This window comes from Bradyrhizobium sp. MOS003 (genome assembly GCF_003020125.1).
Lineage (GTDB): Bacteria > Pseudomonadota > Alphaproteobacteria > Rhizobiales > Xanthobacteraceae > Bradyrhizobium.
Genome location: NZ_PYFW01000005.1, coordinates 305,459 through 320,726, shown reverse-complemented (window position 1 = coordinate 320,726; position 15,268 = coordinate 305,459). Strand labels below are relative to the sequence as shown.

Annotated in this window: 18 protein-coding genes; 12 read left to right on the top strand and 6 right to left on the bottom strand. The window is 61.6% G+C overall.

Features of this window, described 5'->3' with window-relative positions; all coding sequences use genetic code 11:
• The 4 genes from C7G42_RS23580 (at position 1) to C7G42_RS23565 (ending at position 3,306) form a co-directional block, all read left to right on the top strand.
• On the top strand, positions 1-1,728 hold the full coding sequence (locus C7G42_RS23580; RefSeq protein ID WP_106951471.1) for a chemotaxis protein: 1,728 nt from the start codon (positions 1-3) through the stop codon (positions 1,726-1,728).
• Positions 1,729-1,869: 141 nt separating this feature from the next.
• The gene (locus C7G42_RS23575; RefSeq protein WP_106951323.1) at positions 1,870-2,316 is read left to right on the top strand and encodes a hypothetical protein; all 447 of its coding nucleotides are present in this window, start codon (positions 1,870-1,872) and stop codon (positions 2,314-2,316) included.
• A gap of 107 nt (positions 2,317-2,423) precedes the next feature.
• The gene (locus C7G42_RS23570) at positions 2,424-2,705 is read left to right on the top strand and encodes a hypothetical protein (RefSeq protein WP_106951322.1); all 282 of its coding nucleotides are present in this window, start codon (positions 2,424-2,426) and stop codon (positions 2,703-2,705) included.
• Positions 2,706-2,859: 154 nt separating this feature from the next.
• Positions 2,860-3,306 carry a CHRD domain-containing protein gene (locus tag C7G42_RS23565; protein ID WP_106951321.1) on the top strand — a complete coding sequence of 149 codons (447 nt, stop codon included), beginning with the start codon at positions 2,860-2,862 and terminating at the stop codon, positions 3,304-3,306.
• A 46-nt stretch (positions 3,307-3,352) separates the two neighbouring features.
• Here the strand turns inward: C7G42_RS23565 and C7G42_RS23560 are convergent, their stop codons facing one another.
• The 3 genes from C7G42_RS23560 to C7G42_RS35425 form a co-directional block, all read right to left on the bottom strand.
• Complete coding sequence (locus C7G42_RS23560) at positions 3,353-3,718, bottom strand: VanZ family protein (protein ID WP_106951320.1); 366 nt, start codon at positions 3,716-3,718, stop codon at positions 3,353-3,355.
• A 138-nt stretch (positions 3,719-3,856) separates the two neighbouring features.
• The gene (locus C7G42_RS23555) at positions 3,857-5,443 is read right to left on the bottom strand and encodes an EAL domain-containing protein (protein ID WP_106951319.1); all 1,587 of its coding nucleotides are present in this window, start codon (positions 5,441-5,443) and stop codon (positions 3,857-3,859) included.
• 783 nt (positions 5,444-6,226) lie between these two features.
• Positions 6,227-6,400, bottom strand: a complete 174-nt coding sequence (locus tag C7G42_RS35425) for a hypothetical protein (RefSeq protein ID WP_167443332.1) — start codon at positions 6,398-6,400, stop codon at positions 6,227-6,229.
• Between the two features lie 976 nt (positions 6,401-7,376).
• On the opposite strand from C7G42_RS35425, the gene C7G42_RS23545 reads away from it, so the two are divergent.
• The 7 genes from C7G42_RS23545 (at position 7,377) to C7G42_RS23515 (ending at position 11,620) form a co-directional block, all read left to right on the top strand.
• A complete protein-coding gene (locus tag C7G42_RS23545) occupies positions 7,377-7,622 on the top strand; it encodes a hypothetical protein (RefSeq protein ID WP_106951317.1) in 246 nt (81 codons plus the stop codon).
• A 41-nt stretch (positions 7,623-7,663) separates the two neighbouring features.
• Positions 7,664-8,080 (top strand): hypothetical protein, encoded by a 417-nt coding sequence (locus tag C7G42_RS23540; RefSeq protein WP_106951316.1) that lies wholly within the window; start codon positions 7,664-7,666, stop codon positions 8,078-8,080.
• A gap of 492 nt (positions 8,081-8,572) precedes the next feature.
• A complete protein-coding gene (locus C7G42_RS23535; RefSeq protein WP_106951315.1) occupies positions 8,573-9,454 on the top strand; it encodes a hypothetical protein in 882 nt (293 codons plus the stop codon).
• Positions 9,454-9,813 carry a hypothetical protein gene (locus C7G42_RS23530; protein ID WP_106951314.1) on the top strand — a complete coding sequence of 120 codons (360 nt, stop codon included), beginning with the start codon at positions 9,454-9,456 and terminating at the stop codon, positions 9,811-9,813. The genes C7G42_RS23535 and C7G42_RS23530 overlap by 1 nt, the downstream gene beginning before the upstream one ends.
• Before the next feature lie 9 nt (positions 9,814-9,822).
• Positions 9,823-10,275, top strand: a complete 453-nt coding sequence (locus C7G42_RS23525; RefSeq protein WP_147250279.1) for a hypothetical protein — start codon at positions 9,823-9,825, stop codon at positions 10,273-10,275.
• On the top strand, positions 10,272-11,000 hold the full coding sequence (locus tag C7G42_RS23520) for a hypothetical protein (RefSeq protein ID WP_106951312.1): 729 nt from the start codon (positions 10,272-10,274) through the stop codon (positions 10,998-11,000). The genes C7G42_RS23525 and C7G42_RS23520 overlap by 4 nt, the downstream gene beginning before the upstream one ends.
• A gap of 383 nt (positions 11,001-11,383) precedes the next feature.
• A complete protein-coding gene (locus C7G42_RS23515) occupies positions 11,384-11,620 on the top strand; it encodes a hypothetical protein (RefSeq protein WP_245427895.1) in 237 nt (78 codons plus the stop codon).
• 15 nt (positions 11,621-11,635) lie between these two features.
• Here the strand turns inward: C7G42_RS23515 and C7G42_RS23510 are convergent, their stop codons facing one another.
• The 3 genes from C7G42_RS23510 to C7G42_RS23495 form a co-directional block, all read right to left on the bottom strand.
• Entirely contained in the window at positions 11,636-12,850 is a 1,215-nt protein-coding gene (locus C7G42_RS23510) for a hypothetical protein (protein WP_106951311.1), read from the bottom strand.
• A gap of 772 nt (positions 12,851-13,622) precedes the next feature.
• Entirely contained in the window at positions 13,623-14,000 is a 378-nt protein-coding gene (locus C7G42_RS23500; protein WP_106951469.1) for a hypothetical protein, read from the bottom strand.
• Between the two features lie 283 nt (positions 14,001-14,283).
• A complete protein-coding gene (locus C7G42_RS23495; RefSeq protein ID WP_106951309.1) occupies positions 14,284-14,676 on the bottom strand; it encodes a hypothetical protein in 393 nt (130 codons plus the stop codon).
• A gap of 209 nt (positions 14,677-14,885) precedes the next feature.
• Between C7G42_RS23495 and C7G42_RS23490 the strand changes: the two genes are divergently transcribed.
• Positions 14,886-15,266: a hypothetical protein gene (locus C7G42_RS23490; protein ID WP_245427893.1), complete on the top strand. Its 381-nt coding sequence runs from the start codon at positions 14,886-14,888 to the stop codon at positions 15,264-15,266.
• Positions 15,267-15,268: the final 2 nt, after the last annotated feature.

Sequence of the window (15,268 nt, the reverse complement as noted above, 5' to 3'; positions counted from 1 at the left end):
ATGTCGCCCGTTCCGGCCAACACGCTCACCGAGGCAACCGCCGCGATCGAGGACGTCTCCTCGCGCATCGAAGACGTCTTCGCGCGCGTCGGCCACGAACTCGGACGCGGCCACCTCATCTTCAAGGAGCTGAACCAGGGTCTCGCGACGCTTTCCGGTGAGCTCTCCGGCGCCGAGATCGAGGGCGCGGCAACGGCGCTGCAGGAGATCGCCGCGCGGCTGAGCGAGCTGGCGCACGCGCTGCCGGCGGAGAGCGCCCTGCTGGAGACGATCGGCAAGAGCACGGCGGAGGCGTCCTCGCTGCTCAAGCCGCTGTTCAAGCATATCGGGATGATCACCATCATCGCGCGGAGCGCGCGGATCGAGGCGGCCTCGCTCGACGGCGACCGCGAGGGCTTTCTCGCCTTCACGCAGGAAGCTTATGATCTCGGCAGGGCCGTGCAGCGCTCGATCGAAGGCTGCGCGCGGGACCAGCAGCGCCTGTCCGAGGCGGTTGCCACCGCGTCCGGCCGGCAGAAGGAATTCGAGAGCCGGTACCGGGCCCAACTGGTGTCCGAGAGCGCCGAACTCGGCGCAGCCTATTCAGGACTACGCGATCAGCGCAGCAAGAGCAGCCATCTGGCCGACCGCGCCGGTTCCAGCACCAGGAAGATCGCCGAGGCGGTCGGCAGCGCCATCATCTCGCTGCAGGCGGGCGACAGCACGCGTCAGCGACTCGAGCACGTGTTCCACGGTCTCGGCCTCGCGTCGGAATCCGCGCCGAGCCTCGTTCCCGCGTCTGGGACGAGCGGCGACGGCGCGCGTGCGATCTGCCGGTTGCAGGCGGCCCAGCTCAGGGATGCGCAGCGCGAGTTCGGCGGCGACGTCGGCCAGATCGTCGGCGCGCTGACGGCCATCCTGCAAGATGCGGGCAGCGTCGTCGGCCATGGCCGCACGCTGTTCGGCGGCGAGGACGGCGGTTCGTCGTCGTTCCTGACCCGGATCAAGCAGACGCTGGCGCACGCATCGACCCTGATTGCCACCTGCGAGAGCGCGGGCCGCTCGGTCGACGAGGCGCTCGCGATCGTCGAGGACACGCTGGCGAAATTTCGCCAGGCGATCGCCGGGCTTGCCGAGGCGACCGTGGACATCACGCTGATCGGAATGAATGCCGGCCTCAAGGCGAGCCATCTCGGCAGTCGCGGCAGCGCCTTCGTCGTCATCGCCAACGAGCTCAAGGCGACCGCCGACCAGGTCTCCGCGGGCGCCGGGCGCCTGCGGCCCGTGCTCGACGCCATCGAGCGCTCGGCCAACGAGCTGAAGGAGCTGCGCGTGCAGGGCGACCCCACGCAACTCGCCAAGCTCGAGCCGCAGATCCTTCTGGCGCTGCGCGAGGTCGAGGGCGGCAATGAACGGCTCGGCGAGCTGATGAGTCGGCTCGTGGACGAAGGCGCGGAATTCGAGCGGCTGATGAATTCGGCCCAGGGTCAGATGACCAGCCTCGGCGAAAGCTCCGCAGCCTTGCCTGCGGTCGCCACGCGGCTCGAGACCGCGAGCGCGGGCACGCAGCGGCTACAGCCGGAGCTGCAGGATCAGGCGATCCTCGACGATCTCTTCGCGCGCTACACGATGGAGCGTGAGCGGGACGTTCATCGCGAATTCCTGCAAGCGCTCGGACTGGCATCGATCGCGGCCACGCGCCGGGTCGAGGCGGTCGAGACCACGGATGACGGCATAGAATTGTTTTGACGGCGCCGCCGCGTGCTGCGGCGGCAATTTGACGGGTTGGCTTTGCAGGGCGTTAACCGTGGCGGCATGCTCGCCGCATCGGTCATTGTCGCGCCCCAGAGTTGGTTGCAAATACCAGTGAATATTACGACGGGTGTTTCCATGATGCGAGACGGCAAATACGCGGCCTGGTTCAGGACCCCGCGCGGCCAGGGCACAGGTATCGTGCATCTTGCGGACGGGCGGATTTCCGGCAGCGACAGCTTCTTCACCTATGGCGGCTCCTATCAATTCGACGACGAACAGCGCTTTACCGCCGTCCTGACCACGCGGCGCTATGCCGAGGGGCCGCCGACCGTGTTCGGTCTGGACGAGGTCGAGGTCGCGCTCTCGGGCACGTGCAGCGGTGCGATGGCGACCTGCTCCGGAACCGCGAGGCAAGCGCCCGACGTGATGTTCGAGGTGACGCTGATCTACAGCCAGGAAGAAGCGCCGGCGACGGAGGCTCGATGCGCCGTCGTGAAGCTCAATGAAAAATTGCCCAAGGGCCTCGACAGCCGTTCGCGGCCGCGCCAGTTTCCTGCGCCTTCCAGGCCTCCCGCATCTTAGTCTTGCGTTGACGCTATCGCAGCGAAGCGGGGTGCGACCGCGCTGCGGCAACGGTGCATTTAGGCGCGGAACGTTACGATGAGGCTGCAATAAAGGACCGACGAGACATGCCTCAGATCTGGATGACATACGACGAACTGGCGACGCTCAGCGACTGTACGCCCGCAGAGGCCAGAATGCGGGCCATCCATCTGTCGCTCGACCGCCGCAAGAGCCGCGACGGCGCAACGCGCGTCAAGCTTGACCTGGCGCTGACGGCCAAGTTCTTCGCCTCCGTCCGCGAAGCGGATTTCGATCTCGACGGCGCCATCGCCGCGCTCCAGAGCACGCACAGGCAAATGGCCGAACTCCTGACGCCGACCGGGTTCCGAGAGCGCGGGGCAGCGTAGCCCTTTTCGCGTTACTCGGGATCGGCGGCTCGAAGCGACCCTTCTGGTATCTCCGATAGCTCTTGGCGAATCAGGCATAGTCCTGTCTCCGGAATTTCAAGCCGGGGACCGGGGTTTGAACCGTAACGGGCCTGAGAGCCCGCAGGAGAATGCCATGAAGAAAGCCAGCTATCGGTTCGGCGTAACGCTGTTGGGAACGGTGATGCTCGGCGGGCTGCTGATCGTCACGTCCGCGCCGTCACGTGCGGAGGTCGTCAAGCTGCAGGCCGACCTCAAAGGCAGCAATGAAGTGCCTCCGAACAGTTCCACCGGTTCAGGCAAGGCCGAGGCCACGTTCGATTCCGAGACGAAGGTCCTGACCTATACGGTCACCTATGCCGGTCTGACTGGCCCGGCGATCGGCGCCCATTTCCACGGTCCGGGTGAAGCGGGCAAGAACGCTGGCATCGCCTTGCCCTTCAAGACGGTCCAGAGTCCCATCCAGGGCAACGCCACGCTCACGGATACCCAGGCGACGGATCTGTTAGCCGGCAAGTGGTACGCCAACATTCATACGGCCGCGAACCCGGGCGGCGAACTGCGCGGGCAGATGATGAAGTAGGGGGAGGTCGCCGAAGGCGCTGAAGAACTTGTCGGCGCCGCGAGCCTCAGGCTGGCGGGCGAGGCAAGAAGGCGAGGATCGTCTGGGCGAGGATGACGCCGAAGGTTCCGCCCGCCGTCTTTTGCAGGACGTCCAGGAAGCCCGGGTCACGATCTGGCGTCAGCGTTTGCAGAAATTCGAGCCCCATTGCGACGGCCACGACCAGCGAGCAAGCCAGAACCAGCCGGCCGGGCAATAGGAAGGCCAGCAGGAAGCCCAGCAGCCCATAGGCGCTGAAGCGCTCGATGACCACGATCCAATAGGCTTCGCTATGTCCCATCAGCGCCGGCCGTCCCGCCAGTCTTGCCAATGTGGCATAGACGATCAGGGCAAGACAGATTCCCGCGGCTGCGATGAGATGATTACGGCGCATGGGCTACCATAGCCGCTTGGATTCGGTCCCGCTTCGAAAGACGAGAACATCGTTAAAAGACCCCGCCGATCTTCCGCATCGCGGACTGCCTGCAACTTGGCCGCCATCGCCGGCGGGAAGGTCGTCCGGGAACGATGGTCAGGCCACAAGGACGTCGTCGGCCGGCACTGCGGATGCGGAGTGGCGGTGTGAATCGACCAGCTCGCTGAATTTCGCAAACGGCAGCGGCGCGGCGACGAGATAGCCCTGTCCTTCTTCGACGCCGGACGCGATCAGGGCACGGCGCTGCTCCTCCGTCTCGATACCCTCGGCAACGACCGTCATCCGGAAGTCCCTGGCGAGCGCGACCAACATCTCGACGATTGTCGTGGTCGAGGCGTCCACGGTGATGGTGTCTACGAAGAATTTGTCGATCTTGATCGTGTTGGCGCCGAGCCCCTTCAGCCGCGACAGACCGCTGTGACCCACGCCGACGTCGTCGATGGCGACGCGGAAGCCATGGTCACGCAGCTCGGCCACCACAGTCGCGGCGTGCGCGAGATCGTCGAGCTCGTCGCGTTCGGTCACTTCGACCACGATCTGGCGTGCGGAGATTCTTGCCGCCAGGACCGTGCGGCGCAGCGTCTCGACGAAGCCGGCACTCAGCAGGTGCTTGGGAACGACATTCACGGACATCTTGAAGGTCTTGTCCGCCCTCAGAACGCCCTGCAGGTCGGCGAGCGTCGATTTCAGGATCTGCCAGGTCATCACCTGGATGCGTCCGCTGGATTCGGCTAGCGGTATGAAGTTCATCGGCGGCACCACCGAGCCGTCCCGACGAACCCAGCGCGCCAGAACCTCGCAGCCCGTGATCTTGCCGCTCCTGAGCTCGAAGATGGGTTGGTAGTATGGCTTGAATTCGCCGGCCGCGAGGCCGCGATCGAGATCGGCGACCGGCCCTTCCATGCGGCGGCTGCGTGCCAGCAGGATGCCGAACAGTGCACCAAGGCCAAGGGCGACTGCGAGCGCCGGCCAATAGGCCTCGCTGTTCCAGCTCGAAAGCACCGCTTGCTCGAGCCGGATCGTCGTGTGAAGCGGGAAGCGCGTCGAACGCCTGTCGAAGCTGATCGGCTCGGGCAGGGGCTTGTCGGCATCGAGCCGGAATTCGCCGAGCTTCTCGCCGTTGCTCAAGGCGAGTATCACTTCGCTGTGTGCGCGCAGCTCGGCTGGCATGAGATCGAACAGGCCGGCGTTGAGGCCAAGGATGGCGACCAGCGCGGAGCTGCGATTGACGTCCCTGAGCACGCCCAACGCGTCGCCGCCGAACTGCTCCACGCGGAACAGCGAGAGCTTCTTGTCGTGCGAGGGCAGCATGTCGCGGCGATCGGCCCATCCCTTGTCGAACTCGAGCGTCTCGGAATAGGCCGAGCAGATCACCGATCCGTCCGGATTGACGAGACGGACGTCCTTGATCGCCGAGCGCTGGTAGACGTGGAGCCGAATGGCTTGCAGCGCCGCCGGCGCGCAGTTGGCAAGATCACGCCTCGCAAGCTCGTCCAGGCTGCCCGCGGCAAAATCGACCGCAAATTCGGAACGGCGCAGAACGACCTCGGTCAGCTCGTTGAGCTGATGCATCTGCTGGTGGCGAATGACCGCCTCTGCCGCGAAATGCCCAGCCAGGCCAAACGCCATTGTGCTCGCGAGTACGAGCGCCGCAAACGGAAGGTTCGGTCGCTGGTGTCTCATCCGGTCCGGGTGGAATGAGGAGAGGCTGGGGACTGAGCGTGGGAATTATCTTTGGAATTATCTTGGGAATTGATCCTAGCCAGCGGGGGCTAAGATAGGGTTTAACGGGCAGACCGGCCTGGAAGGGCTACCAAGTGGCTTGCCCGACCGATGGTCCGTGGCCTATGCATGAAAGTTGACAGTATGATCAGGACGTTAAGCCTCCTCCTGTCGTTGGTCGTCGGAAGCGCCGTGGCCTCCGCGCAGGGGACCAAAGACCAGCCAGCCGGCAATCAGCCCACCACCCGCAGCGGCACCGCGACGAATTCCGGTTCGGACAGCATGGGTGGAGCTTTCAAGGGGACGGGGACACCCAACTACGGAACGAGCCCCGGGATGGGCTCCCAGAAGAAGACGCGCAACTAGGTCTGACGGCCGGGCGCACCGAAGGCAGGACGCCAGGTAGCGTCACCGGGGGCGGGCGTGAACGGTCGCTGGATAAGGTTGGCCGGCCCCGTGGCCGTGGGGCGCGGCGGGATCGCGGGTGGCCCTCAACCGAAACACCACGAAAGCGATGTTGACCGCCAGCCAAGTCAACATTGCGGAAATGGCAAAATTGAGCACTGCCAAACCTCACTGCGAAGCCTGGATAACATCCAATGGTTGCTTTGGTTCCGATGGGCCAAGCCAATAGCTGCACGGGGTTCGGAGAGGTGTCGACGCGGCAGCGACCATGCAAGGCTGGCCCAAGCTATTCCAGGACTAGCTCCCGGGGACTAGCTCCCGGGGACTAGCTCTCCAGGACTAGCTCTTCTTGCCCGTCTTCTGCTTCAGCGAAAGACCAAGCCGCAAGGCCATGCGCTTGATCGCATCAGGCGAGCGTCCGAGAACTTTCGCCGCCTCTTCCAGCGAAGCCGAAGACTTGGCCAGCTCCATGAGCCGGCGGTCTTCCTTGAACGACCAGGGCTTGCGCGCCATAACCGAAATGATCCTCTTGTCGAGACAACGACAAAGCCGCCAAGCGACCCATGTTCGCTCGACGGCTTTGCTTGGGTGGGGCCGGGCTTGGGGGAGCCCGGTGTGAGGATGGATATGCGATCGGTGAGACTTCGCAACAAACAACGCGGATTAAGCTAACCGCTCAACCTTACCGCGACGAAATCGACGCGCGGCGCTCCGTAGTACCACGGTACTTCGCTGGCGAATCCGGTGCGCGTCCTCCGACGCTCGTTCTCCGCGCCGGCAACGTTTGAAGCGCCAAATGAACGAGGGTTCATAGTGTCTATGTGACGAGTTCTGGTAAACAGAACCCGAGGCTCTTCTCCGCGCTCCGTGCCCCGCGCGCCGACCAATCTTCAAGCATTACGTTGCACAAACTTCATCTTCGTCTGACAAAACTTTCAGCGGTCACGATCTTGAAGTCGACACAACGAAAAGATGAAAATGAGCGCGGGAGGAACGTTCCGGCAAACGTGGGAACATTCCAAATGTTGGCTGCCCTGGTTTTGATGTCGATTTTCGCAGCGGGTTTTGGCTGTGGCTATGCCGTGCGGGCGCGGCGCTCGCGGAAGCGATCGGCACGATATCGTCTTTATGCGCCCTATTCCGCCGCCGCGATGGAGACCGGTCGAGCCCAGCGGCCATCGGAATCGTAGAACGGCGCGCGCCGCCCAAACTGAATGGTCGTCATCGAGGTCGAACTAACCATCTGCGGTTAGGTTAACTTGTTGCCGTCCTTGAGCGCTTTGGAAAGCCAGCCTAAGACGGAAGAGTTCATGGCGAGAGTCCGGTCGTCCCGATTTTTCCGGGGGCGCGTAGGTAAGCATAATGACGTACCTCATTGCGTTGCTGGGCGCGACGACTTGCGCCCTCATTTTGATCGCGTTTGTTTCTACCTATGGTCGGCATCTGAAAGATCTTCCTGGTCCTTGGATCATGAACGAGGGACATTCAAATGACTGATCAACGGCACAACGCGCCCCGCAGGTATTTCGTTGACGCGAAAGGGCATCGTGTTCTGATCGGCCTGTCGCTGGAGGAGACGGCGGAATTCGAAGCGCTGGATGTTGCAGCAACGACCGCGGTTGACGGCGTGCGATGGCTTGAGCTCTATTCCGAGCACGAAGCAGCTTGGCGGGTGTGGATCGCACAAAGCCAGGCGAAGCCGACGCAGGATTTAGGCTTTGTTAACTATGTCTGACCCATGGTAACGGCCCAAATCTCGAAGGTGGGATGGCCTAAATGTTTCAGCTGTTCCTGAGAGCTCGCGCACATAATCTTCTCGGCTCCCGCCGCGAAGACAAAACCTTCAAGGCGCGCTCCGCCGAGCGAGATGCGGAGACCGACCGCGCGCGGATTGGTGCCGTCCTAACGGCGATCGAAACAGCGTTGCAGGAAGCGGAGAAGGAGCAGGCCGGTCTCAACCGGCGTGTTGACGATGCCCTCGCGCGTGCATCCGTCACCTTCGGAAACGGCACCGATGAGTATCTCGAGCGGGAGGCGCTTGACAACCATCACCAGGATCTCTTTGCGGCGGACATCTCCAACGGCCAGCGCCGGCTCAAGGAGTTGGCCAGCAGCATTGCGCACCTGAAGTTCGTCAAGACCGCAATGCTCACCCGCTTTCCGAATTTCAAGCCGCCGCAGCTCAACAGCTAGAGCGGATTGGCTTTGGGTTAAATCGGTGCAAGCCGACAGGGCTGAACCGCCCCGGTTCGCCGGACGCCGCTGTTTGAGTTAGGCCGCCATGGCGGGTTGTTCCAGCAGGGCATAGTAGCGTTGCCCGCGCTCTCGCCGAAACCGTCAACTGCCCTAAGAGGCCGAGGTGATCCATCGGCGCGGACCACGCAACCACCTCGTGCCGCGGGAGTATTCCGTCCTCACGAAGCTTGCGTACCTAACGTCACCACGTAGTTTGTATCGTTCAGGTGGGCGCTTCGCTCGACACTTCATCAGACGAAATAATGCGCCGCACAAATGACCAACGGTGCGGGCACCTGACCCTTCTAACAACCAAGCGCCGTTAGCCCGGTGACACCATCTTACGGTCGCTCGACATCGGTAGTGTCTATCTCGCAGCACAATCTGATTGATTGTCAGAAATTTGCGTGATCAACTCGATCCGGGAGCTAAATAGGGGGAGAGGGGCCGATGCGTTCCGTGCGTTGCGCGGTAGTCATTGCTTGCACGCTGTGGCTCGGAGCTTGCACCACAGAGCCGTACAAAGAGTCGATCAGTACTTTTGCGAAAGGGGTCTCCGCGAGCCAATCGGCACTCGCCAAGCTGGATGAACGCAACAATGAGATAAAGCGCAGAATCCAGATCCGAGCGCAGCTCAAAGATCTTAGGATTGGGTCTTGCGAAATAGGAAGGGGCTGCACCTTCGAAGGGCTTACGCCACCGAAGTCGACCATTCCGAATGCCCTTCTCTACATGGCGCAAGTGACTGCCTACAGCAACGGGCTTGCTGAGCTGGCCGCTGCCAAAGATACCGAAGCGATCCAGAAAGCCGTAGGAAAAATCGACTCCGCGGCGCGCGCTGGCGTCAAATCATTCGGATCGCAAGTCCGGCAGTCCGCTACAGTGCTTGCGGCGCTAGATCTTGTAGGATTTGTTGCAAGCGAGGTTATTGAGGCGCAGCGTGTCGAGGCTCTAAGAGCCGCGATCATCAGAAACCGATATCGCATCGAGAATGCGATAACTTCCTTGGGGGCTACGTCCTATCAGCTTCAAGGCATCGTTATCGGTGTTGAGAAGGGATATCTTCAGGAGCAGGCCGAAGCCCTTAAGAGATCGACGGACCCTGCCGAGCAGGTTCGATTGACCAACGAGCTAAGCCTTCAAGAGAAAAGCTTAAACGAACTGGCGACGGCGGATTCGCGCGTCCCTTTCCGGGCCCTTCTTGTGGCTCACAGAGCCGTCGTCCGCGCGGCTAAGGATTCGACCTATTCGTTTACCGATGCTGCCGGCCTCCTGCTTGACTTCTTTGAGAAGGCGCAGGCGCTGGATGCTGCCGTGAAGAAGGGGGCTTGATGATGGCAAACAGCCAGCAATTTGCTCAGGCCGGAGCTCTGATCATTCCGAACCTCCAGAACTACATCAATCTGCTTGAGGCGGAATACCAAAACCAAGCCGTTGCGCCGCCCGAAACAAGGGCGGCAATGGCAACTGCAATAAGGCGGCTGCGCGAGTGTCTGTTCGGGCTGCAGAACGCCCAACTTCAGGTCGCTGATGAATCGGAAGAGCTCAAGCGGGCAATTGCCGACCTAAAATCAGCAAATGCGGATATCCAAAGCGAGATCAATGCTGCGAAAGAGTTCCAGAAGAACGTCGAGGCGACAGCAGCGATTGCCGACATCATTCAACGAGCCATTGGTCTGGCGCTTGCGTAGGAGATATTGATGCCGGCCCCAATTCAGTCGTCCGATACTGGATTAGATCGATTTAGCAAAATGTTGCCTGCGGACGTGACTGCGGCATTCATCAGCACCAAGGCCAGTTTGGTAAGTGCCTTCCAGACTCCTGAGCAGCAGAATTACCCGGTAGTCATTAGCTTCTTTATCATTCTTTGCTTGAGTCCGTTATATTTTCGGTACGTGACCAAGATAGCAAATCGCTGGCATCGTTATTTTTTAGTGGGCACCTCCGCCGTATTCGCGATCTCGCTTGCCAATGCCCAGCTGGCATCATTTTTGATCGACGCGATTGGCGCCCTCCACATTCCTACAGAGACAGTGAATCCGACCGTGTCGGCCATGTCGGCCATTCTTCCCATTCTGTGGACCCTCTTAATCTCGCAAATTGCGCTGAGCGCCTTAAGCGACAAGGCTGTGGACCCAGGAGCGCCAGCATGAAGAAGTACGTGATTCTTGCGTCGCTCCTCCTCAGTTTGTGTTCTGAAGCGTGGGGCGAATGTGTATCTTCGCCCAAGCCGATCGAGGATGCGAGAACGGTAAGCCTGGGGACGTTGTTACTGAGCGCCTCTGGACGCTATTATGTCCTTGATCCCTGTGTGAGAATTAGCCGACGTCAGTTCGGCTCAAGGATCAAGCTCGGCTTCATGAACAATTTCGAGAAAGCTGACACGGTAGCCACTTTCTACTCAGCAAAATCGAAGCGTGCGCTTACCCTAGATCAAAACACTCACATCTCTCTGGTGCGAACGCCGGGATGGTTTGGCTATCCGACGACTTCAGAGACAGAGGTCCAGCCCGTCCTAGAGACAAGAGGAGATCCCTTCCGGGGGACCATCGAACAGTGGAATAGCGCGCATGCAAACGGTTCGAGTCCGAAAGAGCTTCGAAATATCCCGGGCCTCATTCGCCCCTGGCACGCGTTTGTTGACCAGGGACTGTCGCTGGCATCAAGCGCCGACCCGCAGTTCTGGCAGATCAACCCGGCCGACATGACGTCGAAGACGATCGTCACGAACTATATCATCCGGTTCACGCCCGCGCCAACCAACACATTTCTGGATTTCGACGTCTACATCCAGGACGGAGTGAAAAGTGTCGATTTGACCATTATTTCTCAGATCGAGGCATTTTCCGGCAGTCGCACCTTTATCATAGTCCCCTAGCTGTAACACTGTTAGTCGTCGGACCAACCCTCTCCGGTGTTGAATCAGGACACCCATTCCAAGGTCTCGAACCCGACGGCCTCGAAGCTGCGCCATGGTCCGCGCCGATCGATCACCTCGGCCTTGTAGAGACCCGTTGACTGTATCGGGGGAAATTGTCAGGCCTGCCGTCGCTCTGATGCGCGGCAACGCTGAACGACGCGGATTCACGGTGCGGCCACACGCAATATCTCCAGCAAGCAAGGTTGACCGCGTCACAATTCGGCGCCGCTTTGCCGTTTGGCGCTTTGATCCTTTTTGATATGGTTCCCCCAAGCATTCATGTTTGAAGGAGCAATGACATGCCGGTCAGGGATATGCGAAGGTTGGTTGGATTGGCATGCGTGTTGACACTGGCTGCCCCGGCGACGGCGTCGGCCATCACGGCCGAAGTGGCTCGCGCATGTGACGCGGCGGTGGCCAAGGCCTATCCGCCCAGGCAAATCGGCAATCCGGCGGCCGGCAGCGCCAAGGGAACGGCCAAGGATCAGCGTGCATACTTCCAGAAATGCGTCGCGAACGACGGTAAGGTCGACGACGCGCCGGCGGCGGCGTCCAAGGACGGCAAGCCCGGCAAGTAGTTGCTGGCCGCCGATCTAACGAGGCGGCGGGCAGGGAGAATAGAACGCGCCGTTCGCCGCATTGATGCGTTCGACGCATTGGTTGGGATCGGTGACGGTCCCGGCCACGGTGAAATCGTAGCCCATGCCCTTGACGACGACGACGTAGCGGCCCGGCGACAGCGTGAAGCCGTCCTGCTCCGGTTGCAGCAGCAGCATCCTCGGCTGATCCTCGACCGGCCCTACCTTGTAGGGGAAGGACATGCTGCGAATGACCCAGGAATCGCCCGCGTTGACCATGGCGGCCTTGCCGGAGGCATCGACGCCCATCGACCGGGACACCTTCGCGACGACTCGAACTTCGGTCACGCTTGCCTCGATGCTTCCGTCCGGTCTGAACACGATGAAGCTGACATCGCCGCTTGTCAGGGTCGTCGCACTCGGCGTGTTGATGGCCGCCGAGATCGCAACGCGGCGGTCCGGAATCTTTCCGGGGACCGTTTTCAGTTCCTGCAGCTGCCCTTCGTTCAACGCGTAGACGCCGAAGGTCGTCGGCAGAGGCATGGAGGGGTGTGCAGACGGCGCCGGCTCCTTTGCAATGTCGGGCGCTCGTTCAACAGTCACGCTCTCCGCCGGGGGCGGGGCGGTGGCCGGCCGGAGCTCGGAGCTGCTCGGCGCGCGCTCGGATGGCTGCGCCAATTGTGACAGTGCAGCCATTTGTGTCTTCAACCGCGGCCAATAGATCACCGCGGCGCTGGCACCGGCCATGAGCAGGAGAATGCCGCCCAGTCGAAGCAGAAACGTGAAGGTGCCGCTGCGCATGGGTTGATCTGGCGGACGCGGCGATGCCACCGGACGGCGCGGTGCTGTCGCGTCCTTCGCAGCGGGCGGCGGAGCCGAAACGGGGGACGACATCGGGATGGGTGGGGGAACGGGGGACTGGACCGGCGCGGGGAACGGAACGGCGCTTGCCGCAATTTTTTGCAGCTCGGTCGCGGCGCTGCGCTCGAAGGAACGCTCGACCTCCTTGATGGCACGTTCGAGAATTTGCTGAAGCTCGCGAGATTCCCGCGCGTCGGCGTGGGTGAATTGCTCTAGAAGCTTGACGCGCGCCAGCTCGTAGACGATCTCCCGCATCTGCCGGGGATCGTCGGATACGGCGCGGATGCGGCTCGACAGGAGACGGATAAAGCCGGCTTTGATCTGCTGCGTCGAGGGAGCGTTGGCCGCGGTGTCACCGGAGTCGGTCATCAAGGCCGATCAAGTAGCCCGGATAAGGTTATTTCGCTAGGTCTTTCCGCTTCAAACGTCTCGAGACGAGGCGTTTTCGCTGCGTTTAGCGGGTCCGCCACGGCCTCGCGCGGTGTTCGAAGGTGCTTGCTTTTGGGCGAGAACCTGTGACATTTCGCCAAGCTCTTCTCTTTTTGGTGTTCGACCATGCGCGGCGTTTTAGCAGTCCTCACGGTTTTGACGTTCCTGGTTTCGCCTGCCGTTGCGCAAGGGATCAAGGATCAGTCCAACACCACGAGCTCCAGCATCATAACGACCCCAACCAAGAAGGCAGAGACCAATCAGGCCGCCTCGCGGCCGACTGCCGTTCGGAACCTTTCAGCTAAGCTGCCTGCTGGAAAGTCGGCCCAGGGCGTCTGGCGAGATGGCAAGCTGGTTGCCGTCCCCCGCTGAGGCCGCCGCCCAACGAACCGTGAAGGAACGGTGATCCCCTCCCTGACGTTCATGCTTGGGAGATATCGTATGAAACGACCAATTCTGATCGCCATTGCGTTGCTTGTGCCCGCCGCTGCGTGGGCCCAGGGCGTCAACGATCCTTCGACGCCCAACCGCAACGTGACCATTGTCAATCCGTCGCAACAGGCGCCACCCAACGCGACGCGTAACATCCCGAGCCGGGTCGAGCCGCCCGTGACGACAGGCGGCGGACGCGCCCGGCCCTATCACGGGAACAGAACCCGGGGCAGCGGGTCGAGCCGCCGCTAGCCGCGCCGTTCACGCGTTGCGAGACAAGCTATTGCGGGTTGACCTCGACCTCCAAGGTCGAGGTCCCTGCATCGTGACGGTTCTTGCCCGAGATCAGCAGCGTGAACTTGTCGGTGCCGCGCGTCTCGTTTTCCGCCGAATAGCGGAAGCCGGACCCGACCACGGCCAGTTGTCCCCGTGAGGGGCCGGTTACGACCGATACGTTGAAGATCTGCATGTAGGACCACCGCAGTCCCTGGATGCAATCCGCCCCTGGCGCGATCGACATCGTCCACCGCACCGTATCCTGCGACAAGGCAAACGGCGTCCGTTCCTTGATGCAGAGTGGACTCGCCTGCGCCGCGAGGCTGGACATGGCAGACACCGCAACGGCAACACCTGACAGCAATACCGGTCTTGCACGCATGCTCGGCAACTCCATGAGGGGATGCTGGAAGCTAGCAGCAATGATCTAACGAGGCCTTAGGAGGCCGCGGATTGTCCGTCGCCGGTCCAAACGCGGAGCCCGGACACATCGATCATCCGCCGCCGGGCGCGGAACCAGGTCGTTGCTCCCGTTTTGTGCAACGAGGCAATCGTTGTTTCGGGAATTTCGTAACCCATTGATTTGGCTGGGGTTGGCTACTGTGCATGGGGTTGTTTTTCGATTTTTGAGGTCAGGGCCCGAAAGCCCGAAATCAGGCGTCCGACTATTGCCCGCTGGGGGTCATCCCGCCGCCGGCAGGGAAATTGCTGGCCTTCAGTGTCATTCCGCTGACGCGGAAGCGCACATTACCGGCCAGGTACAGATAGTCCGAGGTCGTGCTGCCAACCGTGCGGACTTCGACGTAGGTCAACGTGATCGAACCGACGCTCGGCGTGACCTGGGTGATGTCGACGTAACGGGCGCCGGGGAAGAGCTTCTGGTCGAGGCCGTAGAAGATTTTTTCCCGCTCGGACCACAGCACGAAGTGGCCTCCGGTCTTCTGATCGACCGCCTCATATTGCGTATGGATGACTTGCGGGTATTCGATCTGGCCGGCGGTCGCCGATTGCGTTGCGATGCAAATGACCAGAGCCAAGGGGGCAATGCTGCGAACCACGTGCTGAAATCCTCGGAGCCAAAGTGGAAACCCTGCCCGCGAATTGGCTTTCGCGCAATCGGCTAGGATATAGACTGAACCTGAGATGAGGCTGGTGCGGCTAACGATGGCCCTCATGCCCTGGATTTGGAGGGACCCGCGTGCGCACCGCCCGAAGTAACCATTCGCTCGACCGCGGAATGCGGTTTGGAGCGCTCGGTGGCGCAGTCATGACCCTTGCCGGCGCGCTCGGCTTTGGCCTCGCAAGTCCGTCCCTGTGTTTCGCTCAGACCGAGCCGGAGCCGTCGGTCAACGACTATCTTCCGCCAAGCGAGCCGGAGGTGACGCGCGACGAATGGCGGCAGCGGATCGAGGACGCGCGGCGCCGAGCCAAGGAAGCATCGCGCGAGCGGCGGGAGCATCCGGAGCTCTACAAGCCGGTCCCGGAAGATCCGGACCTTGTCGCGACCGAACGTCTTCTCCGCGACGACAGCTTGCAGCGAGGCGACATCGTCACGACGAAGAAGGGCATGTTCGTCTATCAGGGACGATCCGGCCAGCCCCGTCGCGATCAGGACTTTGTGCCGGTCAATCCGAAACCGGTGCGCTGAAG